Annotated in this window: 11 protein-coding genes; 6 read left to right on the forward strand and 5 right to left on the reverse strand. The window is 64.5% G+C overall.

The genetic code is table 11. The features are described 5' to 3' along the window. Nucleotides 1-269 precede the first annotated feature (269 nt). The 4 genes from AC5ZFO_RS24140 to AC5ZFO_RS24155 form a co-directional block, all read right to left on the reverse strand. Complete coding sequence (locus AC5ZFO_RS24140; RefSeq protein WP_496122729.1) at nucleotides 270-962, reverse strand: hypothetical protein; 693 nt, start codon at nucleotides 960-962, stop codon at nucleotides 270-272. 134 nt (nucleotides 963-1,096) lie between these two features. Continuing rightward, complete coding sequence (locus tag AC5ZFO_RS24145; protein ID WP_496122730.1) at nucleotides 1,097-4,558, reverse strand: error-prone DNA polymerase; 3,462 nt, start codon at nucleotides 4,556-4,558, stop codon at nucleotides 1,097-1,099. Further along, nucleotides 4,555-6,141 (reverse strand): Y-family DNA polymerase, encoded by a 1,587-nt coding sequence (locus AC5ZFO_RS24150; RefSeq protein ID WP_282518883.1) that lies wholly within the window; start codon nucleotides 6,139-6,141, stop codon nucleotides 4,555-4,557. Before AC5ZFO_RS24150 ends, AC5ZFO_RS24145 begins: the two co-directional genes overlap by 4 nt. Next, entirely contained in the window at nucleotides 6,044-6,844 is an 801-nt protein-coding gene (locus AC5ZFO_RS24155) for an ImuA family protein (protein WP_282518884.1), read from the reverse strand. The genes AC5ZFO_RS24150 and AC5ZFO_RS24155 overlap by 98 nt, the downstream gene beginning before the upstream one ends. Before the next feature lie 163 nt (nucleotides 6,845-7,007). Between AC5ZFO_RS24155 and AC5ZFO_RS24160 the strand changes: the two genes are divergently transcribed. The 3 genes from AC5ZFO_RS24160 (at nucleotide 7,008) to AC5ZFO_RS24170 (ending at nucleotide 11,421) form a co-directional block, all read left to right on the forward strand. Then, nucleotides 7,008-8,243, forward strand: coding sequence for a putative DNA modification/repair radical SAM protein (locus AC5ZFO_RS24160; protein WP_496122731.1), 1,236 nt, complete (start codon nucleotides 7,008-7,010; stop codon nucleotides 8,241-8,243). Then, nucleotides 8,243-9,685, forward strand: a complete 1,443-nt coding sequence (locus tag AC5ZFO_RS24165; protein WP_282518886.1) for a UdgX family uracil-DNA binding protein — start codon at nucleotides 8,243-8,245, stop codon at nucleotides 9,683-9,685. Before AC5ZFO_RS24160 ends, AC5ZFO_RS24165 begins: the two co-directional genes overlap by 1 nt. Nucleotides 9,686-9,792: 107 nt before the next feature. Then, nucleotides 9,793-11,421, forward strand: coding sequence for an inorganic phosphate transporter (locus tag AC5ZFO_RS24170; RefSeq protein ID WP_282518887.1), 1,629 nt, complete (start codon nucleotides 9,793-9,795; stop codon nucleotides 11,419-11,421). A gap of 71 nt (nucleotides 11,422-11,492) precedes the next feature. Here the strand turns inward: AC5ZFO_RS24170 and AC5ZFO_RS24175 are convergent, their stop codons facing one another. Beyond that, a complete protein-coding gene (locus AC5ZFO_RS24175) occupies nucleotides 11,493-12,665 on the reverse strand; it encodes a M20 aminoacylase family protein (protein ID WP_282518888.1) in 1,173 nt (390 codons plus the stop codon). A 214-nt stretch (nucleotides 12,666-12,879) separates the two neighbouring features. Between AC5ZFO_RS24175 and AC5ZFO_RS24180 the strand changes: the two genes are divergently transcribed. The 3 genes from AC5ZFO_RS24180 to AC5ZFO_RS24190 all read left to right on the forward strand — a co-directional run bounded on the left by AC5ZFO_RS24180 (nucleotide 12,880) and on the right by AC5ZFO_RS24190 (nucleotide 16,503). Further along, nucleotides 12,880-14,499 (forward strand): GMC family oxidoreductase, encoded by a 1,620-nt coding sequence (locus tag AC5ZFO_RS24180; RefSeq protein ID WP_282518889.1) that lies wholly within the window; start codon nucleotides 12,880-12,882, stop codon nucleotides 14,497-14,499. A 12-nt stretch (nucleotides 14,500-14,511) separates the two neighbouring features. After that, nucleotides 14,512-15,402, forward strand: coding sequence for an alpha/beta fold hydrolase (locus AC5ZFO_RS24185; protein ID WP_282518890.1), 891 nt, complete (start codon nucleotides 14,512-14,514; stop codon nucleotides 15,400-15,402). Between the two features lie 159 nt (nucleotides 15,403-15,561). Then, nucleotides 15,562-16,503, forward strand: a complete 942-nt coding sequence (locus AC5ZFO_RS24190) for a metallophosphoesterase family protein (RefSeq protein ID WP_282518891.1) — start codon at nucleotides 15,562-15,564, stop codon at nucleotides 16,501-16,503. Nucleotides 16,504-16,516: the final 13 nt, after the last annotated feature.

Below are 16,516 nucleotides of genomic sequence, written 5' to 3' on the forward strand. Positions count from 1 at the left end.
CGACCCAGTATTCCAGAGACGGCTCGGCTAGAGCCGAGGGGCCGCAGCGTACTGGATACCCCGCTTGCCGCCTACGCTAAAGCTTCGGCGGCCCTGGACCTCAGCCCCGGCGAAGCCTTGGCGTAGCCGGGTCGCGGGGTATGACACCGAGAGTGTGACACGGCCCGGCTCAACAAGCTCGTCATTGCGAGCGCAGCGAAGCAATCCAGATTGTCGCAGATACAGTCTGGATCGCTTCGTCGCTTCGTTCCTCGCGGAGGCTCAGGCACTCATGGTGCGGGTAGACGCGAACGCCGCCTGCGAATGACCCACATTGCAAATTGCACGAGCCAGTCCGGCACTTTCAAATAGCGCAATGTATCAATCTGGCCCTGTTCTTCGCGGTCCCGAAAGCTCGCGTCGGAAAGGTAAATCTGGTCGCTTTCGCACCACTCCAATGTACGAACAATTTCTTCCTGCATGGGTCCGCTGTCAGGCAGCTTCGTGAGGAAGTTGAGCTCGCGTCGAAGACAGGTCGATTCGATCCGATAGCGGCTCTTTTCTTCATAGATGATCCCCCAGCCCTCCAACCGTGCATGGGTCGCTTCATGGACGATGGTTGAGGCGATCCGCTCAAGCGTCGTTGTCTCGTTGAGAACGTAACGTTCATCGAGGGCGCAAGCGTTCAATGACCCGTCATAGTGCGCCTGGGCGCTGGGGAGCAGGTGCACCCATATGCGGTCGAGATTGCGGGTGATACGGGAATAGTTGAGTGTGTCGTGGCGCTTGATGAGCTGGAGGGCCTCTTTCACGCGGCGCAACGCCGGGTAAGGCTTGCTTTCGGTCGTCCCGATCCAAAGCCCGTCGATCGTGCTGCCCTTGGATAACCAGAGACTCAGCCTATCAACACGGGAGGGTCTTCGATCCGGCTTTACGGCGACGGCGAGGCCGCGCGATCGTTGCGGCGGTTCCAGTTGCTGCAAACATCACCCCGTCATGTCCAAATCGGGCACAACCAAGTGTATAGGTATCTCGCTTTCAGGTTGCTTAGAGACTTAATTCAAATCGTATCGATCGTTGGGCGGGATTAGCCGATCCAAGCGGTTGTCATGACCCCTCAATGAAAATCCCGCGACGGCGGCAGGATGCGGACGTTGCGGGGGTGGCGGATTTTTTGCGCCGGCATGTCCGCGTGGGCGCGGGGATCGTCGTTGAGGGGCTCGATCAGGTCGGCGCCTGCCGGCACCGGATGCTTGCGGCTCAGCGCGTCGTTGGCGAGACCGACCAGATCGTGCGAGCGGTCGACCATGCGCTGGGCGATGAGATGCGTCACCTTTTCGGGGCTGCTCTGGATATAGCCCTCGACCTCGATGAGGCGTGCGCCCATTACCTCCTTGCGGTACTGCTCCATGATCTTGGGCCACACCACGACATTGGCGATGCCGGTCTCGTCCTCCAGCGTCATGAACACGACGCCGCTGGCGCTACCTGGCCGCTGCCGGACCAGCACCACGCCGGCACAGCGGACGCGGCGCCGCTCGTTCTCATGGCTGATGTCCCTGCAGGCCACGACACGCTCGCGCGAAAACATCTCGCGCAAAAACTCCATCGGATGGCCCTTCAGCGATAGCCGGATGGTCTGGTAGTCCGCGACCACCTGCTCGGCCCGCGGCATCTCCGGCAATGGTTTTGCATGCTCGTCCGGCTGCTCGCGCGCGGTCGCGGCTTCGAACAGCGGCAGCGGCACGTCGTCGGGCAGCCGCCGCACCTGCCACAGCGCCTCGCGGCGGTCGAGGCCGAGCGAGCGGAAGGCGTCGGCATCCGCGAGCAGGATCAGCGCACGCTTGGGCAGCCCGGTGTCGCGGGCGAAGTCTTCGAGCGAGGTGAACGGATGGCGGTTGCGGGCGGCAACGATGCGGTCGGCCCAGTCGAGTTCAATCTGGTCCAAAGCCACAGAGATGGTGGCAGGGCTCTCTCCCCCCTTGCGGGGGAGGGAACCCATCCGCTGGCGCGTTCCTGACTCAGGTTCATCCACGCTTCGCTTGCGCAGCGCCTGATCCCTTTTCAGCCGTTCTTCGTCTTCATCCAGCCAGTGAAAGCCGTCGATCTGGCGGAAGCCGAGGCGCACGGCGCAGTATTTGCCGTCGGTGTTCTCCAGCGTGTTTTGCGCAAAGCTGTAGGATACGTCGATGTCGCGCACCTCGACGCCATTCTTGCGGGCGTCGCCGACGATCTGCGCCGGTGCGTAAAAGCCCATGGGCTGCGAGTTCAGCAGGCCGCAACAGAATGCATCGGGGTGATGATATTTCAGCCATGACGAGATGTAGACGAGCTGCGCGAAGCTCGCGGCATGGCTCTCCGGAAAACCGTAGGAACCAAAGCCCTTGATCTGGTCAAAGCAGCTTCTGGCGAAGTTGGCATCGTAGCCGCGCGCGACCATGTTGCCGATCAGCTTCTCCTCGTATTGGCCGATGGTGCCGACATTGCGGAAGGTCGCCATCGAGCGGCGCAGGCCGTTAGCCTCCTCGGAGGTGAATTTCGCCGCCTCGATCGCGATGCGCATGGCTTGCTCCTGGAACAAAGGCACGCCCAACGTTTTGTGCAGCACATTGTAAAGCTCGTCCTTGTCGCCGTGATCCGGCGACGGAGACGGATAGCTCACTTTTTCCAGACGGTTTCGCCGTCGCAGATATGGGTGCACCATGTCGCCCTGGATCGGCCCGGGGCGCACGATCGCGACTTCGATGACGAGATCGTAGAAGGTCCGCGGCCTCAGGCGCGGCAGCATATTCATCTGGGCGCGGCTTTCGACCTGGAATACGCCTAGCGACTCCCCGTCACACAGCATGTCGTAGACCTTGGGATCGTCCTGCGGAACGCTCGCCAACACCCAGCGCTTGCCCTTGTGGTGGTCGATCAAATCAAAACATTTCCTGATGCAGGTCAGCATGCCCAGCGCGAGCACGTCGACCTTCATCATGTTGAGCGCGTCGACGTCGTCCTTGTCCCATTCGATGAAGGTGCGGTCGTCCATCGCGGCGTTGCCGATCGGCACATAGGTGTCGAGCCGGTCCTGGGTGAGCACATAGCCGCCGACATGCTGGGAGAGATGGCGCGGGAATTCGATCAGCTCGGTCGCCAGCTCGACCGCGAGGTTGATCATGGGATTGTTGGGATCGAGCCCGGCCTGCCTGACCTGCATGTCGTTGAGACCCTTGCCCCAGCTTCCCCACACGGTGTCGGCGAGCGCGGCGGTGACGTCCTCGGTCAGGCCCAGCGCCTTGCCGACGTCGCGAATGGCGCTGCGCGGGCGGTAATGGATGACGGTGGCGATGATCGCGGCGCGGTGGCGGCCGTAGCGGCGATAGACATATTGCATCACCTCCTCGCGCCGCGAATGCTCGAAATCGACGTCGATGTCAGGCGGCTCCAGCCGCTCCTTGGAGATGAAGCGCTCGAACAGCAGATCGACCTTGGTCGGGTCGACCGAGGTGATGCCGAGCACGTAGCAGACGGCCGAGTTCGCCGCCGACCCCCGCCCCTGGCACAGGATGTTCTGGCTGCGCGCGTAGTGCACGATGTCGTGCACGGTGAGGAAGTAGTGCGCGTATTTCAGCTCGGCGATCAGCGCGAGCTCTTTCTTCAGGGTCGCGCGAAGCTTGTCATCGATGTTGCCGCCGAAATATGTCTGCACGCCCGCCCAGGTCAGATCCTCCAGATGCCCCTGCGCGGTCTTGCCTCGCGGCACCGGCTCGTCCGGATACTGGTATTTGAGCTGGTCGAGCGTGAAATCGATCTTACCCGCAAAGCGCATGGTCTCCGCGATCGCCTCGGGAAAGTCGCGAAACAGCCGCGACATTTCGCGCGGCGTCTTCAGGAAGCGCTCGGCATTGGCTTCCAGCTTCCGTCCGACCGCCTCGATCGTGGTTTTTTCCCGGATGCAGGTGAGCACGTCCTGGAGGGGGCGGCGGCCGGGATCGTGATAGAGCACCTCGTTGGTCGCGAGCAGCGGCACGTTTGCTTTGGCGGCGAGATCATCGAGCCGCGCCAGGCGGCGGCGGTCGTCGCCGCGGTAGACCAGGCTCGCCGCCAGCCACACGCCCTCGGCGCGGCTGTCCTTAAGCTTTGGGAGAACATCCAGCGCCTGCGCGGGCTCGAAGCGATGCGGCAGCGTCAGGACCAGGAGCTGTCCCTCGGAAAACTCGAGAAGGTCGGCAAAAGTGAGATGGCATTCGCCCTTCTCGATCCGCGTGATGTCGTCGCCGCGCTTGCCCCTGGTGAGGAGCTGGCACAGCCGGCCATAGGCGGCGCGGTCGCGCGGATAGACAAAAATGTCGGGCGTGCCGTCGATGAAGACGATGCGCGCGCCGATCAGCAATTTCGGCTTGTGCAGCACCTTGTCATTGTCGAGCTCCTTGTAGGCGCGCACCACGCCGGCGAGCGTGTTGTGGTCGGCAATGCCGATCACGGGAATGCCGAGGATGCTCGCCTGATGCACATAGGCGCGCGGATCCGAGCCGCCGCGCAGGAAGGAGAAGTTGGTGGTGATGCCGATCTCGGCATAAGCAGGCGTGTTCATGCGAAGAGACCGTGGACATACCAGTTGGGGGGAATGGGTTTGCCTTCGTCGTCGAACACCTCTCCTTCGTAAAGACCGTCGCGAAAGATCCAGAAGCGCAGGCCTTCGGCATCCTCGATGCGGAAATAATCCCGCGTCAATTGCTTGCCGTCCTGCCGCCACCATTCCATCGCGATGCGCTCGGGCCCTTCCACCCGCACCACCGCATGCAGCGCGCGTCGCCAGGTGAATTGATGCGGCGGGCCGTCGGGCACGGTCGCGAACGGCACCTTGATCGGCTCCGGTCTGTCGAACAGCCGCAGGGGGCGCAGCGGCGGCTCGCTCTCGGCGCGCGCCGGCCATACGGCCTGCATGGCCACGGCGAGATGGTGCTGCGCCGGCGCGGCCAGCACCGCACATTCGGGGATATGGGTATCCTCAGGCAAATGCACGACGACGCGCTTTCCGCCGATGCGCGCGGCGATGCGGTCGATCAGCGCGGCGAGCTCGTCATTGTCGTGGACATGGGCGTCGAGATCGCGCTGCTCCTGCACCACGACCTCCGTGCGGCTTGCCGACAGCCGCACCATGTCGAAGCCGAAGCCGGGATCCAGCGGATCGGCGAGCGCATCGAGACGTTCGCGAAAGAGACGGTCGATGACTTTGCTTTGCGTGACCGGCCGCCCGGTCTCGACCATGATCGCACGCACCACGCCGTCGGTGCGAAAGAAGGCGGCTTCCAGGCGCCGCGCGCCCTTGCCCTGTTTCTCCATGGACGCGATCAGCGTGTCGGCCAGCCGCGACAGCGTCATCGCGATCATGGTGTCGGTGGCGATCGGTTCGGCAAAGCGCTTCTCCACGATGTAATCCGGCAGCGGTTTGCGCGGATTGATCGGGGCATCGCCATGCCCCTGCGCATGCGCGAGCAGCGTGGAGAACCGGGCGCCAAACCGCGCCGTGATCTCATGCGGCTCGCGCGAGGCGACATCGCCGATGGTTTTCAGGCCGGCGCGGCGCAGACCCGTGGTGATGGCCTCGCCCGCACCGAGCGCGGACACCGGCAGCCGGCTGATCGCCGCCGCCTCCCCGCCATCGGCGACGATGGTTCCGGAAGCCTGCCGCGTCAGCGTGCGCGCGCAGACCGAGGTGCCCGCGATCGCCGCGCTGACGGCAAAACCCTGACGGGCGAGCGCGCGGACCAGCGTCTGCAACAGCGCGGCCTCGCCACCGAACAGATGCGCGCAACCGGTGATGTCCAGAAACAGCCCGTGCGGCGGATCGAGCGCCACCAGCGGCGTGAAGCGGTCGCACCAGTCGGCGACGTCGCTGAGCGTCTTCGCATCGGCCACGACATCGGCGTCGAACACTTTCAAGTCCGGACACATCGCCCGTGCATTGGCCAGGGGCTGGCCGATGTGCAAGCCGAGGCGCTCGGCGGCTTCATTGAGCGCATGGATCACCAGCGCATTGTTGTCCTTGATGACAACGATGCTCGGATCATTGGCCTTACCCAGCGCGCCGAAAAACCGCTGAATCCGATCGATGGGCAGGCGCGGCAGCCACAGGCTGAGGATACGCCGACGGTTCACTGAACTGGCACTCATCACATTTCCATTCCATGATCCACCGGCCGCACGGGCCATGACGATTGCGCAAGAGCTCGGCATCGAAGCGCGGCGCACCCCAGGAGCTCAAAGGCGCCGCAGGCATTGAAGCAGGGCCCGGCGGCGAATGCGCCGCGCGCAGCATCCATCGTGTCTCCGCGGTCGAGGGCAAAGGCTGCGCCGCCATCCGCAGCAGCAAGCCGGTGACACCGGAGCCTTGCGCGGCCAGTGTCAGCTTGCGGCTCGCCACGAGATCGAATTGCCGCGTCTCACCCCAGAGCTCGAGCACGACGGCGCCAAGCGCGTCGCAGGCCAGCGCATCGGCCGAGGTCCGCAGCGCGCTCTCGACATCGGCGGCGCGCACCATCACCACGCGGCGCGGATCGAGACCGATCTCGGCAAGCCCGCTCATCGACAGTGCGCCGGTTTCAATTTCCGAAAAATCCTGCCGCACCCACAGCAGCGGCCGGCGCCGCGAGACACGCCCCGCAAGCCCCATGACAAAACCCGTCGCGGCGGTTCCCTGCCGGCCTTCGCAAAACACCTCGTGGATCACCGCGCGCGCGAGCCCGCCCTTCAGCGCGCTGTCGACCTCGCCGTGGCCGAGCGCGACGCGATCGTGCTGATGCACGACCTCCGCCGTCTCGATGCGCTCGATCTGGCCGCGCAAGGTCGCAAGCGCGTTCATCCGTGCGCCGCTCATATACGCCGCTCCTTCAGAGGTGATTGCCGAGGGTCTCAAAAATAAGAACCTGCGGCTGGCTCATTTGTTCATGATATGTTCTAATATAAAGCTAACAGCGGCCGGGGAGTCAATCGAATTGGTGCTCATCCGGATTCGTAAGCTGAATCAAAGGGATCCCACGATGGACGTACAACGCAAGCTGGAGATTCTGGCCGATGCCGCCAAATACGATGCGTCGTGCGCCTCCAGCGGCACCGAGAAGCGGGATTCCAGCGATGGCAAGGGCATGGGCTCGACCGCGCCGGGCATGGGCATCTGCCATTCCTACGCGCCGGACGGACGCTGTATCTCGCTGCTCAAAGTGCTCCTGACCAACGCCTGCAACTACGACTGCCTTTATTGCGTCAACCGCGCCTCTTCCAACGTGCCGCGGGCCCGCTTCACCATCGACGAAGTGGTCAAGCTCACGCTCGACTTCTACCGGCGCAATTACATCGAGGGCCTGTTTCTCTCCTCCGGCATCATCCGCAGCCCCGACTACACCATGGAGCAGGTGGTCAGCGTCGCGCGCAAACTGCGCGAGGAGGATCACTTCCGCGGCTACATCCATCTCAAGACCATTCCCGAGGCCGACGACGCGCTGATCGCGGAAGCCGGCAAATATGCCGACCGTCTCTCCATCAACATCGAAATGCCTGAGGAGACGAGCCTGCAGCAATTCGCGCCGGAGAAAGACGTCCGTGCGATCCGCCGCACCATGGGCCGGCTGCGGCTGAAGCTCGACGAGGCCGAGGAAGGCCGCAACGCGAAGACGAAGGCCAGGCCGCAGCGCTTCGCACCGGCCGGGCAAAGCACGCAGATGATCGTCGGCGCCGACGCGGCCTCCGATCACACCATCCTGCACACCAGCGCCAATCTCTACGGCTCATACAGGCTGCGGCGCGTCTACTACTCCGCCTTCAGCCCGATCCCCGATGCGAGCCGCGCCCTGCCCCTGCGTGCACCGCCCTTGCTGCGCGAGCACCGGCTCTACCAAGCCGACTGGCTGATGCGCTTTTACGGTTTTGACGTCGGCGAGATCGTCGACGACAGCGCGATGCTGCCGCTCGACATCGATCCAAAACTCGCCTGGGCGCTGCGCCATCGCGACCGCTTCCCGCTCGACGTCAACCGCGCCAGCCGCGAGGAACTGCTGCGCGTGCCCGGCTTCGGCACCAAGGCGGTCGAACGCATCATCGCGACGCGGCGCACCACCACGATCCGCCTCTCCGATCTCGCGCGGCTGCACGTGCCCCGCAACAAGGCGCTGCCATTCATCGTCCTCAGCGATCACCGGCCCGCCCCGCATCGTCTCGATGCCGCCGGGCTGATCGAACGGTTCAAGCCGAAGGCAACACAACTGGGGTTTGGCTTCTGATGCAGTACATCACCCTCGACACCGAAACCGATTTCGACGGCTGGCGCAAAGCCGCACGGTCGCTCGTGCTGCATCATGTGCAGCCAAGCGATGTCACCTGGACCGTACAAGGCGGCGAAGCGGAGTTGTTCGCGCCACCCGCGCCGTCTCCGATATTTGAGGTGAACGACGGCACCTTCAATGTGTCCGCAAAATTCGTCGAGCTCGCCAAGGCCGCGATCCTGCATCGCGACGGCGAGCGCTTTGCGATCCTCTATCGCCTGCTCTGGCGCTTGAAGGACAATCACGATCTCATCGAGGTCGCGACCGATCCCGATGTCGCGCAGATCACCGCCATGGCAAGAGCAGTCCATCGCGACGAGCACAAGATGCATGCCTTCGTGCGCTTCCGCGAGATCGGACGCGAGCGCGCGGCGCATTACGTCGCCTGGTTCGAGCCGGAGCATCACATCGTCGAGCTTGCCGCGCCGTTCTTCGCCAAGCGCTTCGCCGACATGCCCTGGTCGATCCTGACACCCGATCTGTGTGCGCATTGGGATGGCCACGCGCTCTCGTTCACGTCGGGCGTGAGCAAGAGCGAAGCACCCGGCGAAGACCGGCTGGAGGAAACCTGGCGGCGCTACTACGCCAGCATCTTCAACCCGGCGCGGCTGAAGGTGAAGGCAATGCAGACGGAGATGCCGAAGAAATACTGGAGGAACCTGCCCGAGGCGTCGATCATTAAGCCCTTGATCGAAGACGCCGAGCGCATGACCGGCGCCATGATCGCCAATGCCGCAACCGATCCGCACAAGCCCCAGAAGCGGCCGGAGGCTCCGATGCCACGCAAGCTGGCTGCCGACGATCTCGAAGCGCTCCGCGAGGAGGCCGCACATTGCCGCGCCTGCCCGCTCTACAAGGATGCCACGCAGACCGTGTTCGGCGAGGGCCCGAAAGACGCGACCATCATGCTGGTCGGCGAGCAGCCCGGCGACAAGGAAGACCTGGCCGGCCATCCGTTCGTCGGCCCGGCCGGCCAGATGCTCGACCGTGCGCTGGCGGAAGCCGGCGTCGACCGCAACAAGGTCTATGTCACCAACGCGGTCAAGCACTTCAAATTCGTGCCGCGCGGAAAGATCCGCCTGCACCAGAAGCCGGCGACGCCGGAGATCCGGGCGTGCCGGCAATGGTACGAGCGGGAAGTTTCGGCAATCCAGCCCGAGCTCATCGTGGCGATGGGCGCCACCGCCGCGCAAAGCGTGTTCGGCAAGATCACCCCGATCGGCAAGACCCGCGGCCGGCTCATAGACCTGCCCGACGGACGCAAGGCGCTGGTGACGGTGCACCCGTCCTATCTGCTGCGACTGCCCGATCCGGAAGCCAAGGTGCTGGAATATCAGCGCTTTGTCGATGACCTGAAGATTGCCGCCGGCTTGCAGAAGAAAGCCCCGCGCGCCGCCTAAATACTGGCAAATACTGGAGGGAAAGCGACTTTACGACGCAGTTGTCATCCAGCCTTCAAATCCATCGCGGACAATAGCCCTTCAAATTAGTTAAGGGGCGTCCAAAAATGACAGATATTGCATTCGACCGTGCGGTAGGCGATCCGACGCCTGTCCAGCCGGCTTCCAGGCCAAATCTCGACAAGGGTTTTAACCCGCTAACGATGATCCTGTTCTTCGGCATCCTTGCCGCAGGCCTGCTGTTCGTTGCCTACAGCATCTATGTCGACGTCAACGCGACCGGCACGAAGGTGACGACCTTCCTGCCCTACATCCTCCTGTTCGTCGCGCTGCTGATCGCGCTCGGCTTCGAGTTCGTCAACGGCTTCCACGACACCGCCAACGCGGTGGCGACCGTGATCTACACCCACTCGCTGCCGGCCGAAGTCGCGGTGATGTGGTCGGGCTTCTTCAACTTCCTCGGCGTGCTGCTGTCCTCCGGCGCAGTCGCCTTCGGCATCGTCTCGCTGCTGCCGGTCGAGCTGATCCTCCAGGTCGGCTCGAGCGCCGGCTTCGCCATGGTGTTCGCACTGCTGATCGCCGCGATCATCTGGAACCTCGGTACCTGGTATTTCGGCCTGCCCGCCTCCTCCTCGCACACGCTGATCGGCTCGATCATCGGCGTCGGCATTGCCAACGCAATGATGCGCGGCCGCGACGGCACCTCGGGCGTCGACTGGAGCAAGGCCACCGAGATCGGCTACGCGCTCCTGCTGTCGCCGCTGTTCGGCTTCATCTGTGCCGCCGTGCTGCTGCTGCTGCTCAAGTTCATCGTGCGCAACCCCGCCCTGTACGCCGCGCCCGAAGGCAACAAGGCGCCGCCGCTGTGGATCCGCGGCCTGCTGATCGCGACCTGCACCGGCGTCAGCTTCGCCCACGGCTCGAACGACGGCCAGAAGGGCATGGGCCTGATCATGCTGATCCTGATCGGCACCGTGCCGACGGCTTACGCGCTCAACCGCGCGCTGCCGGAGAGCCAGGTCGCCCAGTTCCAGAAGGTCTCGGAGGCCGCCTCCAAGGTGATCGCGGCCAAGGGCGCCGGTCACTCGATCATCGGCGATCCCCGTCCTGCGGTGACACAGTACATCACCTCGCACCACATCAGCGAAGGCACCTACCCCTCGCTGTCGGTGCTGGTGAAGGATGTCGGCGACCAGGTCGCGAAGTACGGCTCGCTCAACAAGGTGCCGGCGGAAGTGGTCGGCAACACCCGTAACGACATGTACCTGACCTCGGAAGCGATCCGCTTCCTGATGAAGGACAAGGAAAACGACCTCAACAAGGAAGAGGTCGCGACCTTGAACGCCTACAAGGGCGGCCTCGATAGCGCCACGAAGTTCATCCCGACCTGGGTGAAGGTCGCCGTCGCCATCGCGCTCGGCCTCGGCACCATGGTCGGCTGGAAGCGCATCGTCGTCACCGTCGGTGAGAAGATCGGCAAGACCCATCTCACCTACGCACAGGGCGCCTCCGCCGAGCTGGTCGCCGCCGCCACGATCGGCGCCGCCGACGTGTTCGGCCTGCCGGTCTCGACCACCCACGTGCTGTCGTCCGGCGTCGCCGGCACCATGGCCGCGAACGGCTCGGGCCTGCAGATGGCGACCATCCGCAACCTGCTGATGGCCTGGGTGCTGACGCTGCCCTGCGCGATCGCGCTGTCGGCCACGCTGTATGTGATCTTCTCGCGGATTTTCTGAGCCGATCATTCCGCAAAGACAAAGGGCCCGTGCGATGCACGGGCCCTCTTCGTTTGTGCTTCGGTTCGGCGTTAAGACGCCGCGAGCGACTCCTCGACCAGCTTGACCCAATAGGACGTGCCGAACACGATCGCCTCGTCGTTGAAATTGTAGGCGGGGTGATGCAGGCCGGCGCTGTCGCCGTTGCCGCAGAAGATGAACGCGCCGGGCCGCGCTTCCAGCATGTAGGCGAAATCCTCGCCACCCATCAGCGGCGGCATCTCGTGCACATTGGCCTCGCCGGCAACGTTCCTGGCGATGCGCCGCGCCACCTCGGTCTCCGCGGCGTGGTTGTTCACGACAGGGTAGTTGCGCTTGTAGTGCAGGTCGATCCTGGCACCGGTGATCTGCGCCACGCCCGCCACCACTTCGTGCACGCGCTTCTCGACCAGCTTGCGCACCTCCGGCGACAACGTGCGGATGGTGCCCCTCAGCGTCGCAGTCTGCGGAATGACGTTGCGGGCATTGCCGGCGTGGAATTCGCAGATCGAGATCACGGCCGATTCCAGCGGATCGACGCTGCGGGCGACGATCGACTGCAGCGCGGTGATCACCTGCGCGCCGACCAGCACGGAATCGATGCATTTGTGCGGTCGCGCGGCGTGGCCGCCGAGGCCCTCGATCATGATGTCGACCTCGTCGGTCGCCGCCATTATCGGGCCCGGCCGGATCGCGAACGAGCCGATCGGAATGCCCGGGCCGTTGTGCATGCCGTAGACCTGCTCGATGCCGAAGCGCTCCATCAGGCCGTCCTTGACCATGGCCGCGCCGCCGGCGCCGCCCTCCTCGGCCGGCTGGAAGATCACGACAGCATCGCCGGCGAAGTTGCGGGTCTCGGCGAGATAGCGGGCCGCACCGAGCAGCATCGCGGTGTGGCCGTCATGGCCACAGGCGTGCATCTTGCCCGGAATCTTGGAGGCGTAAGGCAGGTTGGTCTGCTCGTCGACGGGCAGCGCGTCCATATCGGCACGCATGCCGATCACCTTGAGCCCATCGCCGGCCGGCTTGCTGCCCTTGATCACGCCAACCACGCCGGTCTGCCCGAGGCCGGTCACGACCTCGTCGCAGCCGAACTCGCGCAGTCGGTCCGCCACGAATGCTGCGGTGCGGTGAACGTCGTACAGCAGCTCCGGGTGCTGGTGGATGTCCCGGCGCCAGGCCTGAATATCGGGTTGGAGGTCGGCGACGCGGTTCACGATGGGCATGGAGGGTCTCAAGCTTTGTTGGGAATACAGGACTGTCTACCATGCAAGCACCAGTCCACCTAACTCCCGCGGATCGAGGGTCCCCTGTGCTCTCGTCATGGCCGGGCCTGTCACCGGCTTGTCTTGGCCATCCACGTCTGACTATTAGGACGGAAAGCGCGTGGATGCCCGGGACAAGCCCGGGCATGACGCCTGTTTGGGTGGAAGCAGCAGAATGCCGAGGCGGCTCGAAGGTGAGTTTGACTACATTGTCGTCGGAGCCGGCACGGCCGGCTGCATCATCGCCAACCGCCTCTCGGCCGAGCCAGGGAATCGCGTCCTCATCCTCGAAGCCGGCGGCGACGACAACTGGATCTGGTTCCACATTCCGGTCGGCTATCTCTTCGCGATCGGCAATCCGCGCTCGGACTGGATGTTCAAGACCGAGGCCGAGCCGGGCCTGAACGGCCGCTCGCTGGCCTATCCCCGCGGCAAGGTGATTGGCGGCTCATCGGCGATCAACGCCATGATCTCCATGCGCGGACAGGCCGCCGATTACGACCACTGGCGCCAGCTCGGCATGACCGGCTGGGGCTATGACGACGTGCTGCCGCTGTTTAAGCGGCTCGAGGATCATTTCCTCGGCGCGAGCGAACATCACGGCACCGGCGGCGGCTGGCGCATCGAGGCGCCACGGCTGTCATGGGCCGTTCTCGACGCCGTCGGCGACGCCGCCGAGGAGATGGGCATCAAGCGCATCCCGGATTTCAACACCGGTGACAACGAAGGCACCAGCTATTTCCACGTCAACCAGAAGCGCGGCCGGCGCTGGTCGTCGGCGCGCGGCTTCCTCAAGCCGGCGCTGAACCGCCAAAATCTGCGGCTCGAGAAGAACGTGCTGGTCGATCGTCTCATCATCGAGCAGGGCCGCGCCGTCGGCGTACGCTTCATCCAGAATGGCGAGGTCATCGAGGCGCGTGCCAAGCGCGAAGTGATCCTCTCGGCAGGCTCCATCGGCTCAGTGCAGGTGCTGCATCGCTCCGGCATCGGCCCCGCCGACTGGCTGTCGCCGCTCGGCATCGACATCGTGATGGACAAGCCTGGAATCGGCCGCAACCTCCAGGACCATCTCCAGCAGCGCGCGATCTACAAGGTCGAGGGTGTCCGCACGCTGAACGAGACCTATTACAACCTGTTCCGCCGTGGCTTGATGGGGCTCGACTACGCCTTCCGCCGCCGCGGCCCGCTGACCATGGCGCCGTCGCAGCTCGGCATCTTCACGCGCTCCGACGCGACGCGCGCCCGCGCCAACATCCAGTTCCACGTGCAGCCGTTGTCGCTCGACAAGTTCGGCGATCCCCTGCACCGCTTCCCCGCGATCACGGTGAGCGCCTGCAATCTGCAGCCGACCTCACGCGGCACGATACGGCTGCGCTCGGCAAGCCCGGACGAGAAGCCGATCATCGCGCCGAACTATCTGTCGACCGACGACGATCGCCAGGTCGGCGCCGACGCCATCCGCACCACGCGGCGGCTGATGCAGCAGAAGGCGCTCGCGAAATATCGCCCGAGCGAATATCTGCCCGGTCCCACCGTCGGCGACGACGACGCCTCTCTCGCCAAGGCCGCCGGTGACATAGGCACCACCATCTTCCATCCCGTCGGCACCGCGAAGATGGGCGCGGCGAATGATCCGATGGCGGTGGTGGACGAGCGGTTGCGGTTCTACGGCCTGAGCGGCCTGCGCATTATCGACGCGTCGATCATGCCGACGATAACGTCAGGCAATACCAACACGCCGACCGCGATGATCGCCGAGAAGGGCGCGACGATGATTTTGGAGGATGCGAAGTAGCATCCTGTCCCCATGATCAATCCACATCGCTTCTCCATCGGCCCCACTGACGCGCAGATCGCGATGCTGCAATGGGGCGAGAGCGGGAGGCCGCCCGCGCTGCTCGTGCACGGCACCGGTTTCGTCGCCGACGTCTGGGACGAGGTCGCGCGCGAGCTTGTATCGACCTACACCGTCTATGCGCTCAACCGCCGCGGCCATGGCGCGAGCCACAAGCCCGATGCCTATCATTTCCTTGATTATGCCGAGGATGTCTGCCGGGTGATCGATGCGCTCGATCTGCGCGACGTCTACGGCATCGGCCACAGCGCAGGTGCGACCGATCTTCTGCTTGCGGCAAAACTCTTGCCCGGATGCTTCACACGCCTGTTCGTGATGGAGCCGACGGCGATGGATCCGCGCGCGGCGCGGCCCGGAGGCTTGAGCGAAGACTCCTTGTCCCGCGTGCAGGGCACGCTGCGCAGGCGGGCCGAGTTCGACAGTGCCTACACGGTGTTCGAGCGCTACCGCGCTGCGCCGGCGTTTGCCGATTGGACCGAGACCTCGCTCCGGGCCTATGTGCAGCACGGCTTCGTGCCGCTCGACGATGGCCGTGTCCGGCTCTGTTGCACGCCCGAGATCGAGTACGCGATGCTGCGTCCGATCTACGAGGCGATGGAGCAGGTTTACGTTGGCGATGCCCGCGGCAACCCGTTTGCAGGGCTCACCGAGATCGAATGCCCCGTCCGCGTCGCGACTGCCGCGAAATCGGGACCGATCTACAAGGAGATGGCGTCACGCGCCGTGTCGCTGATTCCGCGCGTCAGCACGATGGTCTTCGAGGGCGCCGGGCACTGCGTGGCGCAGGAAGTGCCGGAGCGCGTGGTGGCCGCCGTGCGGGAGTTCGCCAAATCCCCTGCGTAGCCCGGATGGAGCGAAGCGTAATCCGGGGATAGCCGCGCCCCCGCATTCCGCTGCGCTCCAATCTCGACCTCACGAAAACGTCATCGCATCCGGGAATAAGCCTCGCCCTCCCCCAATCAACTCCCCGAAGCCCAATTCCGGGCGAAGTGGAGACGTGCGATGAGCGGACACGATCACGGGGACGGCGTCAGCCGCCGCAAGGTGCTGGAATGCATGACCTGGGCCGGCACCGGGGTGCTCTGGACCATCACGGGCGGCGTCCCGCGCTCGCTCGGTATCATCGATTCCGCGCAGGCCGCCACGGCAGCTGCGCCCGGCATGACCTTCCTCCAGATCAGCGACAGCCATGTCGGCTTCGACAAGCCGGCCAATCCCAACGCGCTCGGCACGCTGGAGGAAGCCGTCAACAAGATCAACGCGATGCCGGCAAAACCCTCCTTCATGATCCACACCGGCGACATCACGCATCTGTCGAAGGCCGCCGAGTTCGACAATGCCGACCGCATCATCTCGCAGAGCAAGCTCGACGTGCACTATGTGCCGGGCGAGCATGACTTCCTCGACGAGGAGGTGAAGTTCTATCGCGAGCGTTACGGCCGCGGCACCAAGGGTGCAGGCTGGTATTCGTTCGACGCCGGCGGCGTACACTTCATCGGCCTCGTCAACGTCGTCGACCTCAAGGCCGGCGGCCTCGGCAATCTCGGCGCCGAGCAACTCGCCTGGCTCGAGGACGATCTGCGCGGCAGGTCGAAATCGACACCGATCGTGCTGTTCGCGCACATCCCGCTCTGGACGGTCTATCCCGAATGGGGCTGGGGCACCGAGGACGGCGGCCGCGCGCTGGAACAGGTGAAAGGTTTCGGCTCCGTCACCGTGCTGAACGGCCATATCCATCAGGTGATGCAGAAGGTCGAGGGCAACGTCACCTTCCACACCGCGCGGTCGACTGCGTTCCCGCAGCCGGCGCCGGGGGCCGCGCCCTCGCCCGGACCAATGAAGGTCGAGGACGCAAGACTGCGCTCCATGCTCGGCGTCGCCAGCGTCAACTTCAAGCAGAACGAGCAGCGGCTCGCGATCATCGACACGCCGCTGCAGGGTTGATCCAAGAGTGAAC

Source organism: Bradyrhizobium sp. Unk1, assembly GCF_059512345.1.

Excerpts from the sequence above, each read along its gene's own strand:
- AC5ZFO_RS24145 (WP_496122730.1), bottom strand. The coding sequence starts at position 4,558 with ATGAACACGCCTGCTTATGCCGAGATCGGCATCACCACCAACTTCTCC.
- AC5ZFO_RS24150 (WP_282518883.1), bottom strand. The coding sequence starts at position 6,141 with ATGAGTGCCAGTTCAGTGAACCGTCGGCGTATCCTCAGCCTGTGGCTG.
- AC5ZFO_RS24155 (WP_282518884.1), bottom strand. The coding sequence starts at position 6,844 with ATGAGCGGCGCACGGATGAACGCGCTTGCGACCTTGCGCGGCCAGATC.
- AC5ZFO_RS24160 (WP_496122731.1), top strand. The coding sequence starts at position 7,008 with ATGGACGTACAACGCAAGCTGGAGATTCTGGCCGATGCCGCCAAATAC.
- AC5ZFO_RS24165 (WP_282518886.1), top strand. The coding sequence starts at position 8,243 with ATGCAGTACATCACCCTCGACACCGAAACCGATTTCGACGGCTGGCGC.
- AC5ZFO_RS24170 (WP_282518887.1), top strand. The coding sequence starts at position 9,793 with ATGACAGATATTGCATTCGACCGTGCGGTAGGCGATCCGACGCCTGTC.
- AC5ZFO_RS24175 (WP_282518888.1), bottom strand. The coding sequence starts at position 12,665 with ATGCCCATCGTGAACCGCGTCGCCGACCTCCAACCCGATATTCAGGCC.
- AC5ZFO_RS24180 (WP_282518889.1), top strand. The coding sequence starts at position 12,880 with ATGCCGAGGCGGCTCGAAGGTGAGTTTGACTACATTGTCGTCGGAGCC.
- AC5ZFO_RS24185 (WP_282518890.1), top strand. The coding sequence starts at position 14,512 with ATGATCAATCCACATCGCTTCTCCATCGGCCCCACTGACGCGCAGATC.
- AC5ZFO_RS24190 (WP_282518891.1), top strand. The coding sequence starts at position 15,562 with ATGAGCGGACACGATCACGGGGACGGCGTCAGCCGCCGCAAGGTGCTG.